The organism is Bacillus sp. TE8-1, assembly GCF_008368855.1.
GTDB classification, from domain to species: domain Bacteria; phylum Bacillota; class Bacilli; order Bacillales; family Bacillaceae_G; genus Bacillus_A; species Bacillus_A cereus.
In genome coordinates this window covers 47,985-72,503 of the sequence record NZ_QPET01000014.1, presented here as the reverse complement: position 1 = coordinate 72,503, position 24,519 = coordinate 47,985, and the positions used below count along the sequence as shown (strand labels likewise).

The following is a 24,519-nucleotide window of genomic DNA, read 5'->3' as shown; positions in this document are numbered from 1 at the left end:
ATTTAAAACTACAGCTTTTCGTGCCAAAAAGAAGATAAGTAGAATCCTCTACTTATCTTCTTTACCACGCTATTTGTGGGCAGTAAGACCTCCACCTCAAAACTCAGCTGAAGCAAAGAAGTTAGATGGGAGCCCTGCTGCCCGTAAACGCCCAATTGGTGAAGGCTAATCATCAGCGGGGAATGTTTACTTTATCCGTTCCCTTGCTGGGCAGCTTGTAATTGTGACAGGAAATATTCTATATTGCTAACGAGCCAATGCGATTGTTGCAAACTCTTTACTCCGCGCAGTTCATTTTCCTCGTTGCGATTATCTCTTCTTTTCTTATAAGACTGGATTTGCCGAATAAATTGTGATGGATACGTCATATACGCAAACATAAGTAGTTGCTCTTCTTTCGTAAAAGGGAAATTTTTTTGATACATTTGAAACCATTCAAACCGATCACTTCTTGCGATTGGATATGTGTTTAAAGACCGTGAATAAAAACCTACTATATCTTGCACAGGCGTTGCAAACTTCGATTTTTCTAAACTAATAAAATAGCCATTCCGCTCATAGTCAAATAAAAAATGATTCAGTGACACATTACCATGCACAAAAGTAATACGCGTTTTCTCTTTTTCTTTCATCGCATCGTTCCACTCATTTAATTGCTTCGTTGCAAATTCACGCGCTCTCATTACATGATGATAGTACGTACAATATTGCAATTCAAACGGGGACATATACCATTTTGATTCAGATTCTACGAGAAACTCTTCTAACATCTCACCATCATTTTCCCAACGATCGGATATACTTGTATAATGTTTTTCTAAATCTTCTTCCGTATACGTTTCTTCCTTCACAGTTTTTTGATGCAACGTTCCAAGTGTCTGAAACATTTTATGGTATTGATCATTGTCCTCACCGTTTCCTTCTGCACGTTCTAACCAAGGCATTAAATAATAATTATACGTCCCGTCACTTAAAATATAACTTCCATCCGTCGCATGATATATAGGTACATAATTTGAAAAACCTTTCTCCTTCAAATATTGAATATGATGCAGAAAGTTATTCCGCTCTAACTTTCTGCCTTCTATTTTCTTGAGTGCATATGGACCTTGATTCGTATAAATTTTCATTACATTTCCGTGCTCTTCCATATGCTGCGTATCCAATCTATATTGCCTCACGATAGGTTCATAGTGATTTCGCAACTCAATATCCATACGAATAACCCTTTCTATTCAAAACATAGCCTCTAAGAAAGGAAGTGAGTGAAAACACTCACTTCCTTATTTCGCCTTTACCCTTGAAACGGGAATATAAATAATTTGCCCCGTATTTAAAAATATATCTTCTGTTTGATTGACACGGTATAAATTTTGTACAGACGTTTCATAACGGTCTGCAATAGATTCAATTGTATCCCCTTCTTGCACGAAATACATTCTTAACTTTGTAAATTCTTCTTCCGGTTCTTTCGTAAATAGTTTTGTTAAATAAAGCGCATTTTCATCTCGCTGTGAGTACTCTTCTTCTTGTTCTTCCTGCTTTTTCGCTTTTTCTTTCTTGAAATCTTTTCGTCCGAACAGTTCAAATTGCGGCGTTGTTTCTTGCTCCTCTTCACGTTCCACAAATTCATGTTCTTCTATTTTCTCTTCTTCTAATTCCTGCTCTTTTCTTTCCTCTAATTGGAACGGTTCAAACGCGTAATCTTCCCACTCATCTGATTCCTTATATGCTGGTTCTTCTACATGCGGCGCCGGTCTATTTTCATCCTCTTGCGCTGAATCTTCTTCTAACTCAGCATATACCGTTTCTTCCTCTTCAACTTCATCCTCGCTTCTCTCTTCATCACACAAACCGGTAATAGATATATCCGCTAATAATTGTAAGCAACCATTTTCCTTTAATTCATAATCAAATTCCTCGATTGATACATATAGCTCTTCAATTACTTTCACTCGATTTCTCGGAATTGATATTTCAAGTGGAAAGGAATGAACAAGTTCATTAACCCCATCTTCTCTTGTTTTTACATAATCAATTGACTTTGCTGGCGATAGTTCTCTTAATGAATACGCGGAATCATCTTTTCGTGCAACATACTCTCCCGTTAAATCTAATTGTCCTCTCACGATTACTTCATGATCAAGCTCTTCTATCTCAACGTCTGGATCTAACGAAATTGACAAAAGTTCTTCGACTTCCTGTCCTTTTTGGAACCACACAGATTCTTTTAATGAAAATCGTAATGAATGATCTGTAGCCACTTCTTTTCCCCCTCCCAAACTATATGTCATTACAGATTTATGTGTGGGAAGCTTACTTTATGAATAAAAAAAATCGCTCCCCTTATGGAGAGCGATTTTCTCTAATACACTACGCTTTTAATTTTGACATTGCAATTTCAGCTGCTGCAATCGTCGCTTCAATATCTGCATCACTATGTGCTGTCGATAAGAATAAACCTTCGAATTGAGATGGTGGTAAGAATACACCTTGTTCTACCATTTCACGATAGTAAGCCGCAAAGAATTCTAAGTTTGAAGATTTTGCTGCATCGTAATTAATAACGGGTTCATCTGTAAAGAAAATACCAATCATAGAGCCTGCACGGTTAATATGATGCGGAATGCCATGTTTTTCAGCTGCTTTACGTAATCCAGCTTCTAACATTTCAGCTTTACGCTCAAATTCTACATATGATTCTGGCGTTAACTGTACTAACGTTTCATAACCTGCCGCCATTGCAAGTGGGTTACCTGATAAAGTACCAGCTTGGTAAATCGGTCCGCTTGGCGCAACTTGGCGCATAATTTCCGCTTTACCACCGTATGCTCCTACCGGTAAACCACCACCGATTACTTTACCTAGGCATGTTAAATCAGGCGTTACGCCATAATAACCTTGGCCACAATTATAAGCTACTCGGAACCCTGTCATTACTTCATCAAAAATAAGCAATGCACCGTTTTCTTCTGTTACTTCACGAAGACCTTCTAAAAATCCAGGCTGCGGAGGAACAACCCCCATATTTCCTGCTACTGGTTCTACAATTACACAAGCAATATCATCACCGAATTGTTCAAACGCGTATTTTACGCTTTCTAAATCGTTATAAGCTACTGTAATCGTATTTTTCGCTACACCTTCTGGTACACCAGGACTATCTGGTAAACCTAAAGTCGCCACACCAGAACCAGCTTTAATTAATAACGAATCACCATGACCGTGGTAACAACCAATAAATTTCAAGATTTTATTACGACCTGTATAACCACGAGCTAAACGTAGTGCACTCATTGTTGCTTCCGTTCCAGAGTTAACCATACGCACAATCTCAATTGATGGGACGCGCTCAATAACAAGTTTTGCTAATTTATTTTCAATTTCTGTTGGTGCACCGAAGCTTGTACCTCTTTCAGCAACAGATTTTAACGCTTCTACAACACGATCATTTGCATGACCATGAATTAAAGGACCCCATGATAATACGTAGTCGATGTATTCATTCCCATCGATATCATATACTTTAGAGCCTTTTCCACGCTCCATAAACAACGGATTCATCCCAACAGACTTAAAGGCACGAACCGGGCTATTTACGCCACCAGGCATTAAGTCTTGCGCCTCTTCAAACGCTGCAATTGACTTATCAAACTTTTTCATTATTTAGCGCCTCCTTCTTGTAACCATCTTGCTGCATCTTTTGCATGATACGTAATAATTAAATCTGCCCCTGCACGTTTCATACTAATTAATTTTTCAAGAACAACTTCTTTTTCATTAATCCAACCATTTTGCGCTGCCGCTTTAATCATCGAATATTCACCACTTACATTATAAGCGACAACTGGTAAATTAAAGTTATTTTTCACATCACGAACGATATCTAAGTAAGAAAGAGCTGGTTTTACGATTAAGAAATCTGCACCTTCCATTACATCTGATTCTGCTTCACGGAATGCTTCCATACGGTTTGCCGGATCCATTTGATATGTTTTACGGTCACCAAATTGCGGTGCACCGTGCGCAGCATCACGGAATGGTCCATAAAATGCTGATGAATATTTCACAGCGTACGACATAACTGGCACGTGTCCAAAACCATTTTCGTCTAATGCATGACGAATTGCTGTTACGAAGCCGTCCATCATGTTTGATGGCGCAATAATATCCGCTCCTGCTTTCGCTTGACTTACAGCTGTTTTCGCAAGAACTGCAAGAGACTCGTCATTTAAAATAATCCCATCTTCAATTACACCGCAATGACCATGGCTTGTAAATTGACATAAACATGTGTCTGCAACTACTACTAGCTCAGGGAAATCACCTTTAATTTGCTGAATAGCACGTTGTACAATTCCATGATCACAATATGCTGATGATCCAACTTCATCCTTTTCAGCAGGTAAACCAAATACAATAACAGAACGAATACCTAAATCAACAACTTCTTGCATTTCAGCTTGCAATAAATCTAAAGACATTTGATATACGCCCGGCATAGAAGGAACTTCATTACGAACATTTTCACCTTCTAATACAAAAATAGGGTAAATAAAATCTTCCGTATGTAAAAACGTTTCACGCACAAGTGCACGCATGCCCCCGCTTTGTCTTAAACGACGATGACGATTAAATTGTAAAGAGTTCATAGATTTCTATCCCCATTCTTTCATTTTATAGATTCACAAACATATTGTAGTAATGCTTCTACAGTGTACTCTTTCGGCACAATAACAGACGGAAAATAAAGACTTGCCTCTTTTTCCGTAATAGGTCCTATACAAGCAATTGTACATTTTTTTGTCCATTCTCTCCAGTTTGTACCCTCAAGTAAACGAACAAAACTAGTAACAGTTGAAGGGCTCGTAAATGTAATAATGTCTACTTTCCCTAACTTCAATGCTGCTATAAGTTCTTGCTTTTTTTCTATATTCACTTTCGTACCGTATACGATTAGCTCATCTAGAGAAACACCAATTTCCCGAAGTGCAACCGGAATTACCTCTCTTGCTAAATTCCCTTTCGGAAATAAAATACGTTCGTTTCCACTTAATTCTTTTAGAAACTCTTCTGCAAATGCTTCTGCAACAAATGAAGTCGGAACAAAATGAACTTGATAGCCCCTTTTTTCTAACTCTAATTTTGTTTTCACACCTACCGCAGCGATTTTAATGGTTAGCGGTAGTTTCTTTTTTAAACTATCTAGAAAAAAAGCTACACCATTTCTGCTCGTAAAAATAACCCAGTCGTATGAATGTAGCTGCTCTTCAATATGTTGAATTTGCCTATGAGACATACCTTCCATACGCAAAAGCGGAATTTCCAATGGAATTCCGCTCTTTTCTTTCACTGCTACACTCATTTGTTTCGCTTGATGCTGGGCACGTGTAATCAATACCGTTTTTCCAGCGAGAGCGTTCATATTTATTGTTGCTCCTTATTTGCAGCAAGAATGAGTTCTTTGGCGCCTTGTTTAATTAAACGGTCCGCGGCCTCTAACCCTACTTCCTCAGGATTAGTACCCACTACTGTCTCTTTTAATAAAACGGAGCCATCCATAGAGCCGACAAGAGCTGTTAATTCGATTGCATCGTTTTCTGTAAGGGTTGCATATCCAGCAATTGGAACTTGGCATCCACCTTCAAGTTTATGAAGAAATACTCGCTCCGCTGCCACTGTTCTTTCTGTTATCGTATCATTAATATGCGCTAACAACTGCAATAAATCCTTATCATCCTCACGACACTCAATCGCTAATGCACCTTGTCCTACAGCAGGTACACATAACGTATCATCTAAATGTTCTGTAATAACATCATTATCCCAGCCCATTCTTTGTAATCCAGCTGTCGCTAAAATAATCGCATCGTAATCTTCTTCTTTTAATTTACGTAAACGTGTATCGATATTCCCGCGAATCCACTTCACTTGTAAATCTGGTCTCGCAGCGAGTAGCTGTGCACTACGTCTTAAACTACTCGTACCTAGAATAGCACCTTCCGCTAACTCTTTAAACGATGCTCCATTTTTTGAGATAAAAGCATCACGAGGGTCAACACGCTTTGGTGTACAGCCAATCATTAAACCTTCTGGAAGTACGGCTGGCATATCTTTCATACTATGTACAGCCATATCGATTTCTTTCGTAAGTAACGCATGCTCAATTTCTTTAACGAACAAGCCTTTTCCGCCTACTTTTGAAAGAGTAACATCTAAAATAACATCACCTTTTGTGACAATTTCTTTCACTTCAAATTCATATGGTAGACCTAGGGCTTTTAACTGATCAATAAACCAGTTTGTTTGCGTTAATGCTAGTTTACTCTTTCGTGATCCTACAATAATTTTGCGCATAATTCTCTCTCCTCATTATAAATACCAAAAGTGGAAATTGGACAAACTGCTTAATAGAAAAATGTTTACTAGCATTACGAGAAACGATCCGATATTCCACTGTACAATTTTCTTACCTTGCAACACATCTGCCGCTCGTAAATATAAACCTGTGCAATACACAAATAGAACGACAAAAGATCCGATTACTTTCGTATCATACCAATGGAAATTATCCAATTTTGTATATCCCCATATACATCCTAATAAAATTGCTAGTAAGAAAAATGGAACAGAAAATAAATTTAATCCGTAAGACATAGATTCTAGCTTCGGTAAATTCCCTAACCTTCTTAATCTCGCATTCCATTTTTTCTTTTTTAATAGGCGATATTGCAATAAATACATAATAGAAAAAATGAACGATACAGTAAACGTTGCGTAAGAAATAATTGCCATACCGACATGCACGTATACAAGTTCTGAAACTAATTGTTCCGCAAGTACTGGCGACATCTTTCCGAGCGGTGTAAAAATAGAAAAAGCGCTTACGCCAAATGCTACAACATTTGTAAAAAAGACTAAAAAGTCAATTCTCATAAATCGATTAATAACTAACGACATCGTAATCAATAACCAAACATAAAAATAAATCCCTGATAATAAAGTTAAAATAGGATTCGTTTCTGAATCTGTAGCTCTAAGCAACATAAAAATAGACTGCAGGACCCATACAATCGCAAGTAACCAAAAAGCAAATCGGTTCGCCTTTCGGTTACTTTGGAAATAATCTATAAAATATAAACTAATGCTACAAGCATATAAAATAATTGCAATATGATAAATAATACTGTTATTTAAAAAACTCATCCGATCATCCTTCCAAATTATAAAGATGGAACGGATGGTGTCCACACTCTTTTATGTTCTACTTCTTCCGCACGACTCTCTACTTCTTCCGTTTCTAAATCAAAAATCTTTGCAAATAACGCTAATTTTTCGCTCGCTCCCTCTTCAGCAGCTATTTCTTTCGCTACTAAAATTGGGTCTTTTAATAATTGATTAATAATACTTTTCGTATGCTTACTAATAACTTTTTTCTCACGATCACTAAGGTTTGGTATTTTTCGCTCTAGGCTTACCATCGTTTCACTTTGGATTGCAAGTGCCTTATCACGAAGAGCTGATATTAATGGAACAACACCAAGTGTACTTAACCACGTTTTAAATAGAACAATTTCCTCTTCAATCATAAATTGAATTTTCTCTGCCTCTTTCAAACGCTCAGCACGGTTTGCCTCCACTACTCCTTGTAAATCATCAATATCATACAAGAAAGAACCTTCTAGCTCATCAATCGCTGGATCAATATCACGCGGCACTGCAATGTCAACCATAAATAATGGACGACCAGAGCGCATTTTCTCCACCTTTGTCATCATCTCTTTCGTAATGACATACTCAGATGCACCAGTTGAACTAATTAAAATATCTGCTTCTAATAATGCACATTGTAATTCGCTTAACGATTTTGCATGTCCCATATATTTCTCAGCCATTACTTCTGCTTTCGAAAGCGTCCTATTCATAACTGTTACTTTACGAGCACCACTTCCATATAAGTTTTGTAGTGCAAGTTCGCCCATTTTACCAGCACCAAGAATAAGCACATGACAATCTGTTAACTCGCCAAATATTTTCTTTCCAAGCTCAACAGCAGCATAACTAACAGACATCGCACTTTCACCAATTGTTGTTTCTGAGTGGGCACGTTTTGCTAATGTAATGACTTGCTTAAACAATTCATTAAAAATTGTGCCTGTTGCTTTAACTTGTTGCGCTTCTAAAAAGCTATCTTTTATTTGACCTAAAATCTGCGTTTCTCCGACTACCATTGAATCTAAACCGCACGTTACGCGGAATAAATGATCTATTGCGCCATCTTGTTCAAAAATAGTTAAATATGGCGCGACTTCTTCTATTTCAAGCTGAAACCAATCAGCTAAAAACTTCTTAATATAATACCGTCCCGTGTGTAATTGATCGACAACAGCATAAATCTCAGTGCGATTACAAGTTGATACAATGACATTCTCTAACACGCTCTTTTGATTTTGTAATGTAGTCATCGCTCGCTCTAGTTCTGCTGCCTGAAATGTGAGTTTCTCACGAAATTCTACAGGGGCTGTTCGATAATTTACACTAACAACAAGAATATGCACGCAGCATGTCCCCCTTCACCCGTTTTATCACTTTATCTACTATCATAATACAACTTTCCTCTTATGAATCTGACAATCGTGTGAACAACCGATTATTTTTTAATTATTCTCCGTATGTAATACAGGAGATTCAGTAACACTAATAAAAAAATTTCTACTTTATAATGATTATAAATTAATAACTCTATTTGTACGTTACCAAAAAAAGCCCTCATAATCAAGTGATGGAAACTATTCCATATAAATTATAACATCATCTTCCCTATCTTCTTTCATCATGAAGGAAAATATGTATGATTGTTCCAAAATGTAACAAAGACTTTCTCAATACAATGTATTTGACATTGTGTTTCTTTTTCGTTATATTGGTTTTACAAAATTAAATTGTGCACAACTTAATTAGAAGGGAGTTATTTATGACAGAAGACTCTTTGCATCTAGATAACCAACTTTGTTTTTCTATTTACGCCTGCTCTAGAGAGGTTACTCGTTTTTATCGACCTTATTTAGAAGAAATGGGTATTACGTATCCCCAGTACATTACTTTACTCGTACTATGGGAGCAAGATGGACTAACAGTAAAAGAAATTGGAGAACGTCTATTTTTAGATTCTGGTACGTTAACACCTATGTTAAAACGTATGGAATCATTAAAACTTGTAAAACGTGTTCGTTCCAAAGAAGACGAGCGAAAAGTTTGTATTGAATTAACAGAACAGGGCAAAGATTTAAAGGAAAAGGCTTGTTCATTACCGACAACGATGGCTACAAACTTAGGAATTACAGAGCAAGAATATCGCTCTTTATTAATTCAACTAAATAAACTGATTGACACAATGAAAACAATTAATGATGGAAAAGGGGAATAAATATGGATAAATTATATACTGCTTCAGTAACAGCAACAGGTGGAAGAAATGGGAAAGTAGTTTCAGATGATGGCATATTAAATCTTGATGTAAAAATGCCGAAAGCACTAGGTGGTGCAGGCGGAGAAGCAACAAATCCAGAACAACTATTTGCAGCTGGTTATGCAGCTTGTTTCGATAGTGCATTACAACTTGTCATTCGTACAAAACGTGTGAAAGTAGAAAGTACAGAAGTAACTGCTCACGTTTCTATCGGAAAAGATACAGATGGTGGTTTCGGCCTATCTGCTGTACTTGATGTACATGTGGCTGGCGTTTCACATAGCGAAGCACAAGAACTTGTGGAAGCGGCTCACGGTGTATGTCCTTACTCGAAAGCAACACGAGGAAATATTGAAGTTACATTAAACGTACGCTAAAAAATTTAGCAAAACAAAAACGCGCGACATTCGTCACGCGTTTTTTGTTTTTGTAAATTTATGAATTGCTTTCCACGCTTCTTCTTTTCCAAGTCCTGTTTCAGAAGAGAATAGAACAATTTCATCGCCAATTTCAACAGCAAGCGTTTCTTTTACAACTTTTAAATGCTTTTGCCATTTCCCTTTCGGAATTTTATCGGCTTTCGTCGCAATAATAATTGTTGGGATTTCATAATGCTTTAAGAAATCATACATCATCACGTCATCACTTGTTGGTTGGTGACGTAAATCAACTACTAATACAGCTGCGTCTAATTGTTCACGCGTTGTAAAGTACGTTTCAATCATTTTCCCCCATGCAGCGCGCTCCGATTTAGATACTTTCGCATATCCATAACCTGGAACGTCAACAAAGTGCATCATCTCATTGATTAAGAAAAAGTTCAGCGTTTGCGTTTTTCCTGGTTTAGAAGAAATACGTACTAACTTTTTACGATTTAAAATTTTATTAATAAAGGAAGACTTCCCCACATTTGAACGACCTGCTAATGCAATTTCTGGTAAATCACTGTCTGGATATTGTTCTGGTTTAACAGCACTAATTACAATATCTGCTTTTGTTACTTTCATTGTTTCACTCCTACTAATGCGTGCTCCAATACTTCATCTAAATGAGATGCAAGCACAAACGTAAGGTTTTCTTTTACGCTCTCTGGAATATCATCTAAATCTTTCTCGTTTTCTGCTGGCAAAATAATTTTTGTTAAGCCTGCGCGGTGAGCACTTAATGTTTTTTCTTTTAAACCACCAATTGGTAATACACGACCACGAAGTGTAATTTCACCTGTCATACCCACTTCTTTACTTACAGGAATACCTGTTAGCGCAGAAATAAGTGCCGTTGCCATCGTAATACCTGCTGACGGTCCGTCTTTTGGAACCGCTCCTTCTGGAACGTGAATATGAATATCATTTTTCTCATGGAAATTCGGATCGATCTGAAGCTCTTCTGCACGAGAACGTATATAACTAAACGCAGCTTGTGCTGATTCTTTCATAACATCCCCAAGTTTCCCTGTTAAAATTAGTTTCCCTTTTCCTGGCGCTACAGAAACTTCAATGGCAAGTGTATCGCCGCCTGCTGCTGTGTAAGCTAGACCTGTTGCCATACCAACTTGGTCTGTTTTTTCAGCTTGCCCATAACGGAATATGTGTTTACCAAGTAAATCAACAATCTTTTTCTCTGTCACAACGATACGTTTACGTTCTGCTGTAACGATAATCTTCGCTACTTTACGGCAAACTTTTGCAATTTGGCGCTCTAGCGTACGAACACCAGCCTCACGTGTATAATAACGAATAATCTCAAGCAGCGCTTCATCACGCACTTGTAAATTACCTTTTCGTAAGCCATGTTCTTTTAATTGTTTCGGCAATAAATGCTCACGAGCAATGTGTACTTTTTCAAGTTCTGTATAGCCAGCAATCGAAATGATTTCCATACGGTCAAGTAATGGACCTGGAATACTTGAAAGTGTATTAGCAGTTGCTACAAACATAACTTTTGATAGATCATATGGCTCTTCAATGTAATGATCACTGAAGTTATGGTTTTGTTCTGGATCTAATACTTCAAGTAATGCCGCTGATGGATCTCCACGGAAATCGTTAGACATTTTATCAATCTCATCTAATAAGAAGACTGGATTAACTGTTTTCGCCTTTTTCATACCTTGAATAATGCGTCCTGGCATTGCTCCAACATATGTACGGCGGTGACCACGAATTTCAGATTCATCACGCACACCACCAAGAGATACACGGACGAAGTTACGATTCAATGATGTTGCAATTGAACGCGCTAACGAAGTTTTGCCGACCCCAGGAGGGCCTACTAAACAAAGGATAGGTCCTTTTAATGAATTCGTTAACTTCTGTACAGCTAAATATTCAAGTACACGCTCTTTCACTTTTTCAAGACCGTAATGATCGTTATTTAAAATCTCTTCCGAATGAGCAAGATCAATTATATCTTCTGTTGCCTCTGTCCACGGAAGCGCTAATAACCAATCAATATAATTGCGAATAACACCACTCTCCGCAGAACTTGCTGGTAACTTTTCATAACGATCTAATTCTTTCAGCGCAGCCTTCATTGTTTCTTCCGGCATTCCTGACTGTTCAATTTTCTCACGAAGTTCTTCTACTTCTCCGCCCTTGCCTTCTTTGTCGCCAAGTTCAGTTTGAATCGCCTTCATTTGCTCACGTAAGAAATATTCTTTTTGCGTGCGCTCCATGGAACGTTTCACTTTTTGCCCAATTTTCTTTTCTAGGCTAAGTAACTCTTGTTCATCTTGAATAATTGAAATAAGTGTTTGTAATCGTTCTTTTACAGATACAATCTCTAGAATCTCTTGTTTCTGCTTCGTTTTAATCGGCAAGTGAGAAGCAATTAAATCAGCTAATCTCCCTGGTTCTTCCACATCAGCTACCGTTGCAAATGTTTCATTTGAAACTTTTTTCGAGACTTTAATATATTGTTCGAAATGCTCCAGTAACGTACGCATAAAAGCTTTCTCTTCTAAATCATCTTCTACTTCTTCAGTTACCGTTTTAATAGACACTTGTACTACATTTTCTTCTTCGATAAACTCTATTACTTCTGCTCTATGTAAACCTTCCACAAGGACACGAAGCGTACCGTTCGGCAATTTTAACATTTGCTTCACTTTCGCCACCGTACCTACACTATATATGTCATCTTCTTTCGGATCATCGATATTCATTTCTTTTTGCATTGCTAAAAAGATGATATTTTCATCCATTGCCGCCTGCTCTAGTGCTTGTATCGATTTATCACGTCCTACATCAAGATGCAAAACCATCGTTGGATATACGAGAACGCCTCTTAATGGTAGGAGGGGCACGATTCTTTCGTTCGTATTCATACTAGACATAGCACCTCCATAATAAATTAAACTCCTGTTCAACTATTTTATATTACAATACACCTAGATGCAATTGCTGAGATTCCGCGCAATTGTAAATAGCTTGTTTTTCTACCTCACGAAAAGAAAAAAGACTCCGATTAAGCATACAAACTTAAACGAAGTCTGGCAAATTTTATTATTGTTTATTTTTACATAGATTGTGCATCTGTTTCGTCTACGTGAGTATGTACATCTAGCTCTCTATGCATATTTTCTTGCATAAACGTTAACTCAAATACTTCTTTTAACTTACGGACAGGAATAATTTCAATTCCCTTGATCGTATACAAAAATGGTTGCATATTTTCAGCAGGAATAATGACTTTCTTAGCTCCCGCTTTTTTCGCAGCTTTTATTTTTGCGTACACGCCACCAATAGGTTTTACTTCTCCGTGTATACTTATTTCCCCTGTCATCGCTACTTCATTATTTACATACGTGCGGTGCACCGCAGAATATACACCTGTTGCCATAGCGATTCCTGCAGAAGGTCCATCAATTGGGATACCACCTGGAAAATTAATATGTATATCATATCCTTCTGGCAACACATCTAAAGAACGAAGTACTGTTAATACATTATCAACAGAGCCTTTCGCCATACTTTTACGACGAATCGATTTCGTTTGACTACCAATACTTTCTTCTTCCACAATTCCGGTAACATTTACCGATCCTTTATCTTTCGCCTTGATTGCTGTTACTTCAATTTCTAATAACGCACCTGTATTTGGTCCGTATACAGCAAGACCATTTACAAGACCAATCCTTGGAATCGGATAAATGTGCTTTTCATATTTCGGTGTAAGCTGACTTGAGTGAACAACCCACTCTATATCTTCATCCTTAATGAAAGAACGTTCTTCATTTATCGCCATACCAGCAGAGATTTGCACGAGATTAATCGCTTCTCGTCCATTCCTTGCATACATCCCGATCATTTCAATACCATTTTCACCTATTTGCATTTCCACTTTTTCCGCGGCATTTTTCGCTACTTTTTGAATTTCTTCCGTATCTAATTCACGGAAAAATACTTCTAAGCAACGTGACCGAATAGCAGGAGGAATTTCCTCTGGCGAACGTGTCGTTGCTCCAACTAAGCGAAAATCTGCCGGTAAGCCTTTTTGGAAAATATCATGTATATATGTTGGGATCATCGTATTTTCTTCACTATAGTACGCACTTTCTAAAAATACTTTTCGATCTTCTAACACCTTTAACATTTTATTCATTTGAATCGGATGGAGCTCGCCAATCTCATCAATAAACAAAATACCACCATGTGCATCTGTTACAGCACCTTTTTTCGGTTGCGGAATACCTGCTTGCCCCATCGCCCCAGCACCTTGATAAATCGGATCATGCACCGAACCTATTAAAGGGTCTGCGATACCACGTTCATCAAACCGAGCTGTTGTCGCATCAAGTTCAATAAATGTTGCATTCGTACGAAATGGAGATTTAGGATTTCGTTTCGCTTCTTCTAATACAAGACGTGCTGCCGCTGTTTTCCCAACACCTGGCGGGCCATATATGATTACATGTTGCGGATTCGGACCACAAAGAGCCGCTTTTAACGACTTAATTCCGTCCTCTTGCCCTACAATATCTAAAAAGGTTGTAGGACGCACCTTTTCTGCTAGCGGTTCTGTTAAAGAAATCTCACGCATTTTACGAAGCTGTTCTAATTCTTTTTTCGATTCTCGATCAATTGAAACTTTTTGTGTTCGTTGATTTCGAAGTAAATGCCAGAAATACAATCCGACAATTACACCAAAAACAAGTTGAACAACTAAAAATATATTTGTCCAGCTCATTATTTATTTCCTCCCGCAATATTTTATCTCTTAGTATTTCCGCGGAGGAACGTAGCTAAACATAAAGAAAAACAGCAATTATAAAAATTGCTGTTTCCCTTTCTCATTATGCAGATGTTTTTGTATCAAGTACAGTACCGTCTTGTAACACCAATTTTGGCGGCTCATTATCAGCTACTGTTTCTTTTGTAAGAATACACTTCTCGATATCTTTACGAGATGGAAGTTCGAACATTACATCAAGCATTAAGCCTTCAATAATAGAACGAAGTCCACGAGCACCCGTTTTACGTTCAATTGCTTTTTTCGCAATTTCGATTAGTGCACCTTCTTCAAACTCTAACTCAACATCGTCAAGCTCCAATAATTTTTGGAATTGCTTAACAAGTGCATTTTTCGGTTTCGTTAAAATATCAACAAGAGCATCTTCATCAAGTGGCTCTAGGTTCGCAATAACTGGAAGACGACCGATAAACTCTGGAATTAAACCAAATCTTAAAAGATCCTCTGGTAATACGTGAGATAAAACATGCTTCTCATTTACATCAGCATTTTTCTTCTCAGAACCAAATCCAATTACTTTTTCACCAAGGCGACGTTTAATAATCGGCTCAATGCCATCAAACGCTCCACCACAAATGAATAAGATGTTCGTTGTATCAATTTGAATAAACTCTTGGTGCGGATGCTTACGACCACCTTGAGGTGGAACGCTTGCTACAGTACCTTCTAAAATTTTCAGAAGTGCCTGCTGCACACCTTCACCAGATACATCACGTGTAATTGATGGATTTTCGGACTTACGTGCCACTTTATCAATCTCATCAATATAAATAATTCCTTTTTCCGCTTTCTCTACATCATAATCAGCTGCTTGAATTAATTTTAGTAAGATATTTTCTACATCTTCCCCAACATATCCAGCTTCTGTTAAAGATGTTGCGTCCGCGATTGCAAATGGAACATTTAAAATACGCGCTAAAGTTTGTGCCAGTAATGTTTTACCACTACCTGTTGGCCCGATAAGTGCGATATTACTCTTCGCTAATTCTACATCATCAATTTTGCTGTTAGAATTAATGCGTTTGTAATGGTTATATACCGCTACCGCTAGTGCTTTTTTCGCGCTATCTTGCCCGATGACATACTCATCTAAGATTTCACGAATTTCTACCGGTTTCGGTACATCTTTGAATTCTACTTCTTCGTCCTTCGCAAGCTCCTCTTGTACAATTTCAGTACAAAGTTCGATACACTCGTCACAAATGTAAACACCTGGACCTGCCACTAACTTTCGAACTTGCGTTTGTGTTTTACCACAGAAAGAACATTTTAATTGCCCTTTTTCATCATTAAATTTAAACATATTTTCACACCCCTTACAAAGTGCTAACCTCTTGCCTTCGTATGTACACGATAAATGTATCGTATGTAAATACATATTATGTCACTACGTGGCGAGAAATACAAATAATATGACTAGTTATGTACAAATAAAAAATTTTTAAAACTTTTGAAATATGTATATTCGACTTGTAAAGGAACTTTTCCTTCTCCATCGAAAAGTTTTATAAATATATTTCTATATTTATAAAACAAGGCACGATTTTAATCGTGCCTTGTTATTTTATTATGCAGCGTTTTCTACTAAGAAGTCTACAGCTTTACGCACTTTAAGATCTTCAGCTAAAGCGTCTACGCTTCCAAGAGCTTGCTTGATAGCGTCTACTGGCATACCGTACATTTCAGCCATTTTTTCAACTTCTGCAGTTACTTCTTCTTCAGTAACTTCGATGTTTTCAGCTTCAATGATAGCTTCAAGAACAAGATTGATTCTTACACGTTTTTGTGCATCTTCTTTCATTTGCTCTTTTAATTTGTCAGCATCAGTACCTGTGAATTGGTAGTAAAGCTCAAGGTTCATACCTTGTTGGCTTAAACGTTGCTCGAATTCACGAACCATACGATCTAACTCAGTGTTGATCATAGCTTCTGGAATTTCGATTTCAGCGTTAGCAGCAGCTAATTCTACTACTTCGTCACGTACTTTGTGCTCAGCTTCGTGCTTTTTGCCTTCTTCTAAGTTTGTGCGAAGTTTTGCTTTTAATTCATCAAGAGTTGCAACCGCTTCGTCTGCTTCTTTAGCGAACTCGTCGTTTAACTCAGGAAGTTCTTTTGTTTTGATTTCGTGAATTGTTACTTTGAATGTTGCTGGTTTGCCAGCTAATTCAGCAGCATGGTACTCTTCTGGGAATGATACTTCAACGTCTTTAGACTCACCAGATTTAAGACCGATTACTTGCTCTTCGAAACCTGGGATGAATGTACCAGAACCGATTGCTAGAGAGTAGTTTTCGCCTTTTCCGCCTTCAAATGCTTCGCCATCAACGAAACCTTCGAAGTCGATTACAGCTGTATCACCGTTTTCAACAGTTCCTTCTTCTTTAACAACTAGTTCAGCTTGACGTTCTTGTAAAGATTTTAATTCGTTCTCTACATCTTCGTCAGTTACAGTTGTTTCAACTTTTTCTACTGCTAAACCTTTGTACTCACCTAATTTAACTTCAGGTTTCACTGTAACTTTTGCAGTGAAGATAAGGTTAGCATTTTTTTCGAACTTCTCGATGTCGATTTCAGGATGATCAACTGGGAAGATACCAGCTTCTTCAATCGCTTCACCGTATGCTTTTGGTAAAATGATATCTAAAGCATCTTGGTATAAAGATTCAATACCAAAGCGTTGTTCGAATAATGGACGAGGCATTTTTCCTTTACGGAAACCTGGTACGTTAATTGTTTTTACTACTTTTTTGAACGCAGCGTCGATAGAGTTGTTTACTTCTTTAGCATCAACTTCGATTGTTAAAACGCCAACGTTACCTTCTAATTTTTCCCATTTTGTAGACATTTATTCTTTCCCTCCAACTATAATAATGTATGCACATACCTCTATAGATTAAGATCTTCATTATCTCTTTTTTGAAATAACAAATACACAAATAATCCTCTAGCAAAAGCTTTCAGATATAATGTTCCAATCTACTAATTGCCCAGAAGACAACTACGGTATATTTTGTTCGAGAATAATATGAAACATATTAAGTAAGAGAATTACACTTCTCTTCTCTTACAAACAGGCAGTTTTCTGCCTTTTGCAACCCTTACATTATAACATAGAATATGCTCGTTTCAAGAACTGAACGATTCTTTTTCATAATTATACGGGCAAATATCCTTCTCTTTCAACACGTAATAACCATTGATAGGCAATATGAAACTCTTCCAATTCGATATTGTATGCTGCCATAAGCTCTTCTTCATCAATAGCCAATCCGAAACGCTTTCTTCCAATTCTCTCTAAAACAGCTGACCAAATCTCTTCTTTATCCATTAATAGAGCGAATGGGAAAATGCTAATTTGCAATTCTTTCCAATATGTAACCATCGCTTCAAATATATCGGGATAATTTTGCTCTAATCGACTTGATAATTTATGTATAATGTTATTGGATTGCTCCTCATTATGACCTGTAAATGCTGGAATTACCTTAATCGTATTCCCAAACTTTTCTACCTCTATTTCCTCTTCTACCTGACTTTCTATCATTTTATACAAAATAGAAGTTTTCAAATAGGGGTGTTGCTCTTCATCTATTAAAAATTTCTTTAAAACAGGTAATGCAAGATCTAAGTCTTTTAATGAAAGTCGCTGAATCGCTCTTAGCTTCTGTCCAAAGTTTTCTCCAAAAATTTCATTAGTAAACTCATTCAACTCAAAATTTGAATCCACTAGCGATGCGTCTCCCTCATTTAGCATACCTTCTGCAAATAAAGCAAGCTGCGCTAATTTTTCCTTTTGATCAGGCATTATATCTTTCGTTTGTAAAACCTTTTCAACAGTTTCAATAACACCTTCATAATCATTTGTTTGAACTAAAATAGTCACGTACGTTTCAAGAATATCACCAAATAAGACAACTCCTGTTTTAAGCAACTGTTCACATTTGTCTTTCGCTTCTTCCATACGTTTTAATTCGAGTAAACAAATAACTGAAGCTAATTCCGTTTGTTCCGTTTCCGCATTATACTGACGTAATATTTCAAAGCAGCGCAATGCATCTTCGAACTTCCGCTCTTTCAACGCTAAAAAACCTTCATCAATATAGCGCTCTGATAGCTGCGGAAACAATACGACCGTATTTTCTTTTTTATCCATACGTCCGCCTCTTTTTCTTGATTTTAATTATGTTCAAAGTAAATATATCAAATGCGTAATGAGAACACAACATCCCCAAATTATTTGTTTGAAATATGAAAATATTTAATTTTTACATTCCAATACGAATAAATCTCTACTAAAAATTAAAATTGTACAAATAAAAATCCCCAGCAACAAACGCAGAGGATTCATCATTAATGGAAAGCTTTTATAATTGTGGGGTATATTACAAGGGTAATAATTTGGAGAACAATAATTGCCATAACAATCATGCTAAAATAGAAGATTGGTTTACTTCGCTTCATTAAAAACATAATAATAAGCATCGTACAAGCAAACAAACTTAAGAAGAACAAACTTGTTGTCGAACTAAGTATACCACTTGGGACAAAGAACAATAACACTACACTACAAGTACCTATAATTCCAAATAACCATTCCATTCATTCACTCATTCCCTTTCCCTCTCATGGCTGTTTTCTCTAAGCAATCAAATGTTTCACAACATCAACTACATACGTTAATTTCTCATACGCTACAAATCCAAAAGCAACCGTTAAGCCCGTTACAACTAATCCTTTCATCATTTCTGCCTCCTCGTTTTATCGTTGTTATCTTCATTATAAAAGATTAGCAATTTGTTACCATCGAACTACCTTACAGTTACCTTACAGAATTGTAAGATTTCAAAAGAGGATAGAAAAACACCTCACATAGCTTGAGGTGCTTTCACGGAATTTCTCTATAATCACTTGCAAAATTAACTTTTTTCTCTTGGTTATTTTTCGGAGAATCCAATCTTAAACTAATAGATTTACTAAATAATTTAGGATCAAAATAATTATTCATTACTTTTCTTAACTTACCTTCAGATATTTTCGTATTACAAGAAAACAAAGGATGAAAATCATGTTAATATATTTTTGTACAATTAAGAATTTAATTTACAAGGGGGATTATATATGTTTAAAAAAATGGCCGCAGATGTATTAGGACTAAGCGATGTAGGTTCTGTTATTACACCTAAAGACTATGATAAGGTCGATGCCGATGATTATGTAATGCATGAAGATGGGGAGAAAATTTACTTTCTAATTAAATCGAAATCAGATGAATATTGCTTCACAAACAAAGGGTTAATTCACTTAGACGGTACAAGCGCAACAAGTAAAAAACGTACACTACGCCGCTTTAGTTATAGCAAATATCAAATTAAAAACGTAGCACTTGAAACTGCAGGAACGATTGATTTAGATGTAGAAATTAAGTTTCAAATGGGCGATGAACATTACTCAATTGATGTTCATAAAAAACATATTGAAGAATTAAAAGATTTATATAAGGCTTTACTTAAAATCGAAGAAATTTCATACGACAACGATATTACATTACAATATGCACATAAAAGTTTAGATATGGCATCTAATGCCTTTAGCCGCATTTCAAACGCACAAGTAAATTTAGCAGAGCAATTTAAAGAAATGAACGAGATTGCCTTTAACTGGCTTGTTGATACGAAGAAACAATATAATGTGAAAGATTATGGTTTTGTATTTGAGAAGTTTATTAATAACTAAACAGAAAACCTTGTTATCAAAAGATAACAAGGTTTTTGCAGCGTACCAGGAGAGATTCGAACTCCCGCTCCGCCCATTTCCGTACTATTTTATATATTTTGATCGCAGTCTTAATATATCTTCTCCTTCGCGAATGCCTGCCGATCCCTTCCTCACATTTTTTACGACAGTCCAATTCGGGTTAGTTTCATCACCGATGTTCTGTACTGTAAAATTGCCATCACCATATTTTCGGTGGCCTTCTGCCAATTTCTCCGTTAAATCATTCTCATTTGATCTCGCCATCTTTGCGCCATCTCCCTTTTTTATACGACCTTCTTAAACCATCTAACCAATCACAGGTCCAGTCAATTGGAGATTCTCGTTTTCCGCTTCTATTAATTGTAACACACTCACAGGGATAAGTTCCGATAACTGCTGCTCAATCGTACTAGAATGGTAAAGAGTTTTATAATATTGTAAGTAAACAATTAAGAGAATCTGGATATGGATTTGAGTTCCATCATAAACCTATTGATTCTTTAAATTAAATAAGAGGAATAGGGCGCATAAATGGTCCTCTTTTTATTTAAGAAAAAGAAGTACATATGCAACTGCTTAATATCAAAGGAAAGGTCGCAAATATTAAGCATGAACTACACTTATAACCCAAACAAAAAACCTTGTTATCAAAAGATAACAAGGTTTTTTTAGCGTCCCAGGAGAGATTCGAACTCCCGACCGTACGCTTAGAAGGCGTATGCTCTATCCGGCTGAGCTACTGGGACATGGAGCGGGTGAAGAGAATCGAACTCTCGACCAGAGCTTGGAAGGCTCTTGTTTTACCACTAAACTACACCCGCATATGTTATTTTCTTTTCTTCGTTAGCGCCGTTGCCCTATCGACAATATTTATTATATGTATAACCACACATAAAGTCAACACCTTTTTAAAAAGAGGATAAATTTTCTTATCCTCTTTTAAAAACTGCCTGTTCAACTAGTTGTCCGTCTAACGTTTCAAAACGAACTTCCATTTGATTTTCATCCATTTCTAATAAAGCAAATGTCTTTTCTACACGCTGACGTGGTAATAAAATACTGCCTGGATTAATAAATAAAACGCCCTCGATTAATTCCGCACCTAATACGTGAGAATGTCCGAAGCATGCAACTTGTGCTCCCACTTCTTCAGCATGGTACGCTAGCGTTTGTAATGTCATTTTCACATTATGGCGATGTCCATGCACAACTAAGAAGCGAATTCCATCTACATCAGTTACAATTTCATCTTGAAAGTTAGCATAATCACAGTTTCCTTTTACAACATGGAAACCTTGCATTTCTTCATGAGCAGATGTTAGCTCTGAATCACCGCAATGAATCATGATATCTACTTTCCCTTCATACTTCTCTTTCAACTGCTGTAATTCCTTCACAGAGCTATGACTATCGCTTACGATTAAAGCTTTCATCATTCTCTCTCCCTTATTCTCCTAAAAACCATTCCGGGATTTTTTCTTCTAACTTACGAAGAGCACGTCCGCGGTGACTAATAGCATTTTTTTCATCTGAACTTAATTCCGCCATTGCTTTTTTGTACTCTTCCACATAAAAGATCGGATCGTATCCAAAGCCATTTTCTCCGCGGCGTTGTTCTAAAATAAATCCTTCACATGTCCCGTTTACAATGACAGGCTTTTTATCACCTTCAGGGAAAGCTACTGCTAATGCACAGTAGAAGCGAGCTTTACGCTTATCAAACGGTATTTCATTTAATTCTTGTAAAACTTTATCAATATTCGCTTGATCATCTTTTGGCTCTCCAGCAAAACGAGCTGAATACACGCCTGGTTTCCCGTTTAACGCATCTACAATAAGACCTGAATCATCCGCAATTACAATTGCATTCAACTGTCTACTCAAACTATCCGCTTTTAAGATCGCATTTTCTTCAAATGTTTCACCAGTTTCTTCGACTTCTTCAATATGAGGAAAATCGTGTAATGATTTCACTTCTAAATCAAATCGCTCAAATAACTCAGCAAATTCACGTACTTTCCCCATATTTTTTGTCGCTACAACAACTTGTTTCATACTTTCCACCTCTACTCTATATGAGATACGATGTCACCTAACGCTTCTTTTTGCATATCAATCAGTTGGAAAATGCCTTGTTCTGCTGCATCAAGTAATTCATTTAACTGCGCTCTACTAAACGTCGCTTCTTCTCCAGTTCCTTGCACTTCAACGAACTGACCTTTTCCAGTCATAATTACATTCATATCAACGTCTGCTTTAGAATCTTCTGCATAGTTTAAATCTAAAACAACACCTTGCTCTTCAACAATTCCTACTGATGTTGCTGCTAAATAATCTTTTACTGGAATTTTAGATACTTTTTCTGCTTGTAATAATTTCTCGAAAGCTAATACCATCGCTACATATGCACCTGTAATAGAAGCTGTTCTCGTTCCACCATCTGCTTGGATGACATCACAGTCAATCCAAACTGTTCTCTCGCCAAGCGCTTCTAAATCAACTACCGCACGTAATGCTCGTCCTATTAAGCGCTGGATTTCCATTGTACGTCCTGTTACTTTCCCTTTGCTTGACTCCCTAATTGTACGTTGTTCTGTCGCACGTGGAATCATCGCATATTCAGCTGTTACCCAGCCCTTTCCTTCTCCACGCATAAATGGCGGGACACGCTCTTCAATTGTCGCTGAGCAAATTACCTTTGTATCCCCAACCTCAATTAACACTGATCCTTCTGGATGTTTTAAATAATTCGTATGAATATGTATATGGCGTAATTCTGTTTTCTCTCTACCATCTACTCGCATAAAAATAACCTCCTCATAACTACTTGTTAGTATAGCCAAATTTAAATGTATGATATGTATACAATAAAAGAAGAGGAACCCAAAAAGCAATTCCTCTTTCTTACTTAAGTATATCAAATTATTGACGATTAAAAACTACCTGTATTCACGTTTTCTGGACGATCTACAGGTTTTATTAACTTTCCGCCCTTTTCATCTATAAGATTTGCTTTTCCATTCACTTCAATAGAAATATTTTTCACACCTTTCTTTTCTGTTAAAGATAAAACTAACGACTTCAATACGTAATTTGAGATCATATTTTTATCTGGGTTTACAAATATATTTTCATTAAAGTTTAATGTAAGATTTCCGTCTTGTAATTTCGGATTCGTAATAAGCTTAACGCCTGGATTAAAATCATTCAGGAGCGATTGATGGATCGGACCTTTTACAAGTTCATCTATAATTGTTGCATAGTCATTTTCTTTACCTTCCGCAACGCGGCGTGTGACTGGTACGTAGTATTGCTGTTTATTATTGTTTTGCGCCATAAAATACAGTGTGACTGGTTTTGTATTTGTTACATCTGCTACTTGTTCATCATCGAAGTTAATACCATTTGCACGGCTCACTCCTTCACCAAGCGGTGTACCACCAACCGGCATCTTTGCCAATTTCTCACCATTTATTTGGAACTGCACTTGTTTTATCTCTGTAAATTGCGTCAACGTCCAAGCTATAGATTCAACGATTTGACGCTCTTCTTCTTTCGCATAGTTTTTCATTTCTTTAGAGAAATCAATAACTGCCGTTCCGTCCTTTTTCAAATCTAAGGTCATCGTTGTATTCGCCGGAATGACTGCACGAAACCCATTCGGTAATAAATTCGTTACCGGTCCATCTTTCACAAGGTATTCTAACGTTTGCTTCACAGTCTCATTTGCTTTCGGAGTAGGTATAGCTAACGTTTGTGGTACAACATAACCATTTTTATCAACAAGGTATAGTTCTCTATTTACCATTTGCCCTTGCTTATCTTTTTTAGCTACTTCTTTCTTCCCACCCTCTGTATACGTAACTTGTTTTGGCGGATCAATTTGTTCAGTTGCTTTCTCTTGATTTATAAAGCCACACCCTGTTAGTAAAACAGCACTCACAGTAGCACCAACAACCCATTTAAAAGTGGATTTAGGCATGCCATTCCCCCCTAAAATCTAAGTTTGTACTATTATGTATACGAGCTGTTTCACGTTTTAGAAC

23 protein-coding genes, 2 tRNA genes and 1 pseudogene are annotated in these 24,519 nt (G+C 36.9%); 4 read left to right on the top strand and 22 right to left on the bottom strand.

Translation table 11 applies throughout. The features are described from left to right. Positions 1-191: 191 nt before the first annotated feature. The 8 genes from ysxE to hemA form a co-directional block, all read right to left on the bottom strand. Positions 192-1,217 (bottom strand): spore coat protein YsxE, encoded by a 1,026-nt coding sequence (gene ysxE, locus DN404_RS12135; protein WP_000350658.1) that lies wholly within the window; start codon positions 1,215-1,217, stop codon positions 192-194. Between the two features lie 66 nt (positions 1,218-1,283). Next, entirely contained in the window at positions 1,284-2,294 is a 1,011-nt protein-coding gene (spoVID, locus tag DN404_RS12130) for a stage VI sporulation protein D (protein ID WP_149215095.1), read from the bottom strand. A gap of 79 nt (positions 2,295-2,373) precedes the next feature. Further along, complete coding sequence (hemL, locus tag DN404_RS12125; RefSeq protein ID WP_000712937.1) at positions 2,374-3,663, bottom strand: glutamate-1-semialdehyde 2,1-aminomutase; 1,290 nt, start codon at positions 3,661-3,663, stop codon at positions 2,374-2,376. Then, entirely contained in the window at positions 3,663-4,652 is a 990-nt protein-coding gene (gene hemB, locus DN404_RS12120) for a porphobilinogen synthase (protein WP_001087065.1), read from the bottom strand. The genes hemL and hemB overlap by 1 nt, the downstream gene beginning before the upstream one ends. 20 nt (positions 4,653-4,672) lie before the next feature. Further along, positions 4,673-5,425 carry a uroporphyrinogen-III synthase gene (hemD, locus tag DN404_RS12115; RefSeq protein ID WP_016123406.1) on the bottom strand — a complete coding sequence of 251 codons (753 nt, stop codon included), beginning with the start codon at positions 5,423-5,425 and terminating at the stop codon, positions 4,673-4,675. Positions 5,426-5,427: 2 nt separating this feature from the next. Then, positions 5,428-6,357 carry a hydroxymethylbilane synthase gene (hemC, locus tag DN404_RS12110; RefSeq protein WP_001226407.1) on the bottom strand — a complete coding sequence of 310 codons (930 nt, stop codon included), beginning with the start codon at positions 6,355-6,357 and terminating at the stop codon, positions 5,428-5,430. A 15-nt stretch (positions 6,358-6,372) separates the two neighbouring features. Further along, a complete protein-coding gene (locus DN404_RS12105) occupies positions 6,373-7,206 on the bottom strand; it encodes a cytochrome c biogenesis protein (RefSeq protein ID WP_000008991.1) in 834 nt (277 codons plus the stop codon). A gap of 17 nt (positions 7,207-7,223) precedes the next feature. Continuing rightward, positions 7,224-8,558: a glutamyl-tRNA reductase gene (hemA, locus tag DN404_RS12100; RefSeq protein ID WP_000547868.1), complete on the bottom strand. Its 1,335-nt coding sequence runs from the start codon at positions 8,556-8,558 to the stop codon at positions 7,224-7,226. A 416-nt stretch (positions 8,559-8,974) separates the two neighbouring features. On the opposite strand from hemA, the gene DN404_RS12095 reads away from it, so the two are divergent. Both DN404_RS12095 and DN404_RS12090 read left to right on the top strand, forming a co-directional pair. Next, positions 8,975-9,427 carry a MarR family winged helix-turn-helix transcriptional regulator gene (locus DN404_RS12095; RefSeq protein ID WP_000133916.1) on the top strand — a complete coding sequence of 151 codons (453 nt, stop codon included), beginning with the start codon at positions 8,975-8,977 and terminating at the stop codon, positions 9,425-9,427. A 2-nt stretch (positions 9,428-9,429) separates the two neighbouring features. Further along, positions 9,430-9,846 (top strand): organic hydroperoxide resistance protein, encoded by a 417-nt coding sequence (locus tag DN404_RS12090; protein WP_000359781.1) that lies wholly within the window; start codon positions 9,430-9,432, stop codon positions 9,844-9,846. A 33-nt stretch (positions 9,847-9,879) separates the two neighbouring features. On the opposite strand, the gene ysxC is transcribed toward DN404_RS12090, so the two are convergent. The 7 genes from ysxC to DN404_RS12055 all read right to left on the bottom strand — a co-directional run bounded on the left by ysxC (position 9,880) and on the right by DN404_RS12055 (position 19,318). Then, positions 9,880-10,476 carry a ribosome biogenesis GTP-binding protein YsxC gene (gene ysxC, locus DN404_RS12085; protein WP_000869116.1) on the bottom strand — a complete coding sequence of 199 codons (597 nt, stop codon included), beginning with the start codon at positions 10,474-10,476 and terminating at the stop codon, positions 9,880-9,882. Beyond that, positions 10,473-12,803: an endopeptidase La gene (lon, locus tag DN404_RS12080; protein ID WP_000097285.1), complete on the bottom strand. Its 2,331-nt coding sequence runs from the start codon at positions 12,801-12,803 to the stop codon at positions 10,473-10,475. Before lon ends, ysxC begins: the two co-directional genes overlap by 4 nt. A 182-nt stretch (positions 12,804-12,985) precedes the next feature. Further along, positions 12,986-14,656: an ATP-dependent protease LonB gene (lonB, locus tag DN404_RS12075; protein WP_000119170.1), complete on the bottom strand. Its 1,671-nt coding sequence runs from the start codon at positions 14,654-14,656 to the stop codon at positions 12,986-12,988. Positions 14,657-14,762: 106 nt separating this feature from the next. Further along, on the bottom strand, positions 14,763-16,022 hold the full coding sequence (gene clpX, locus DN404_RS12070) for an ATP-dependent protease ATP-binding subunit ClpX (RefSeq protein WP_000472289.1): 1,260 nt from the start codon (positions 16,020-16,022) through the stop codon (positions 14,763-14,765). 264 nt (positions 16,023-16,286) lie between these two features. After that, a complete protein-coding gene (gene tig, locus DN404_RS12065) occupies positions 16,287-17,564 on the bottom strand; it encodes a trigger factor (protein WP_000105215.1) in 1,278 nt (425 codons plus the stop codon). Positions 17,565-17,873: 309 nt separating this feature from the next. After that, positions 17,874-18,872, bottom strand: coding sequence for a hypothetical protein (locus DN404_RS12060; RefSeq protein WP_000358279.1), 999 nt, complete (start codon positions 18,870-18,872; stop codon positions 17,874-17,876). Between the two features lie 197 nt (positions 18,873-19,069). After that, complete coding sequence (locus DN404_RS12055; RefSeq protein WP_001983650.1) at positions 19,070-19,318, bottom strand: hypothetical protein; 249 nt, start codon at positions 19,316-19,318, stop codon at positions 19,070-19,072. Between the two features lie 519 nt (positions 19,319-19,837). On the opposite strand from DN404_RS12055, the gene DN404_RS12050 reads away from it, so the two are divergent. Next, positions 19,838-20,452, top strand: coding sequence for a PH domain-containing protein (locus tag DN404_RS12050; RefSeq protein WP_000473869.1), 615 nt, complete (start codon positions 19,838-19,840; stop codon positions 20,450-20,452). 84 nt (positions 20,453-20,536) lie between these two features. Here the strand turns inward: DN404_RS12050 and DN404_RS12045 are convergent, their stop codons facing one another. Then, entirely contained in the window at positions 20,537-20,737 is a 201-nt protein-coding gene (locus DN404_RS12045) for a hypothetical protein (protein WP_000124460.1), read from the bottom strand. A 152-nt stretch (positions 20,738-20,889) separates the two neighbouring features. On the opposite strand from DN404_RS12045, the pseudogene DN404_RS31430 reads away from it, so the two are divergent. After that, positions 20,890-20,982 (top strand): annotated as a pseudogene (locus DN404_RS31430) (DUF6572 domain-containing protein); the annotation flags it as partial. Positions 20,983-21,145: 163 nt separating this feature from the next. Here the strand turns inward: DN404_RS31430 and DN404_RS12040 are convergent. The 6 genes from DN404_RS12040 to gerM form a co-directional block, all read right to left on the bottom strand. Continuing rightward, positions 21,146-21,219 (bottom strand) — tRNA-Arg (locus DN404_RS12040). 1 nt (position 21,220) lies between these two features. Next, a tRNA-Gly gene (locus tag DN404_RS12035) sits at positions 21,221-21,294 on the bottom strand. Between the two features lie 108 nt (positions 21,295-21,402). Next, positions 21,403-21,906 (bottom strand): metallophosphoesterase, encoded by a 504-nt coding sequence (locus DN404_RS12030; RefSeq protein WP_149215094.1) that lies wholly within the window; start codon positions 21,904-21,906, stop codon positions 21,403-21,405. A gap of 13 nt (positions 21,907-21,919) precedes the next feature. Beyond that, the gene (locus DN404_RS12025; RefSeq protein ID WP_000815939.1) at positions 21,920-22,528 is read right to left on the bottom strand and encodes an XTP/dITP diphosphatase; all 609 of its coding nucleotides are present in this window, start codon (positions 22,526-22,528) and stop codon (positions 21,920-21,922) included. An 11-nt stretch (positions 22,529-22,539) separates the two neighbouring features. Next, a complete protein-coding gene (rph, locus tag DN404_RS12020; protein ID WP_001261765.1) occupies positions 22,540-23,277 on the bottom strand; it encodes a ribonuclease PH in 738 nt (245 codons plus the stop codon). A gap of 128 nt (positions 23,278-23,405) precedes the next feature. Further along, positions 23,406-24,455 carry a spore germination protein GerM gene (gerM, locus tag DN404_RS12015; protein WP_001126748.1) on the bottom strand — a complete coding sequence of 350 codons (1,050 nt, stop codon included), beginning with the start codon at positions 24,453-24,455 and terminating at the stop codon, positions 23,406-23,408. Between the last annotated feature and the right edge of the window lie 64 nt (positions 24,456-24,519).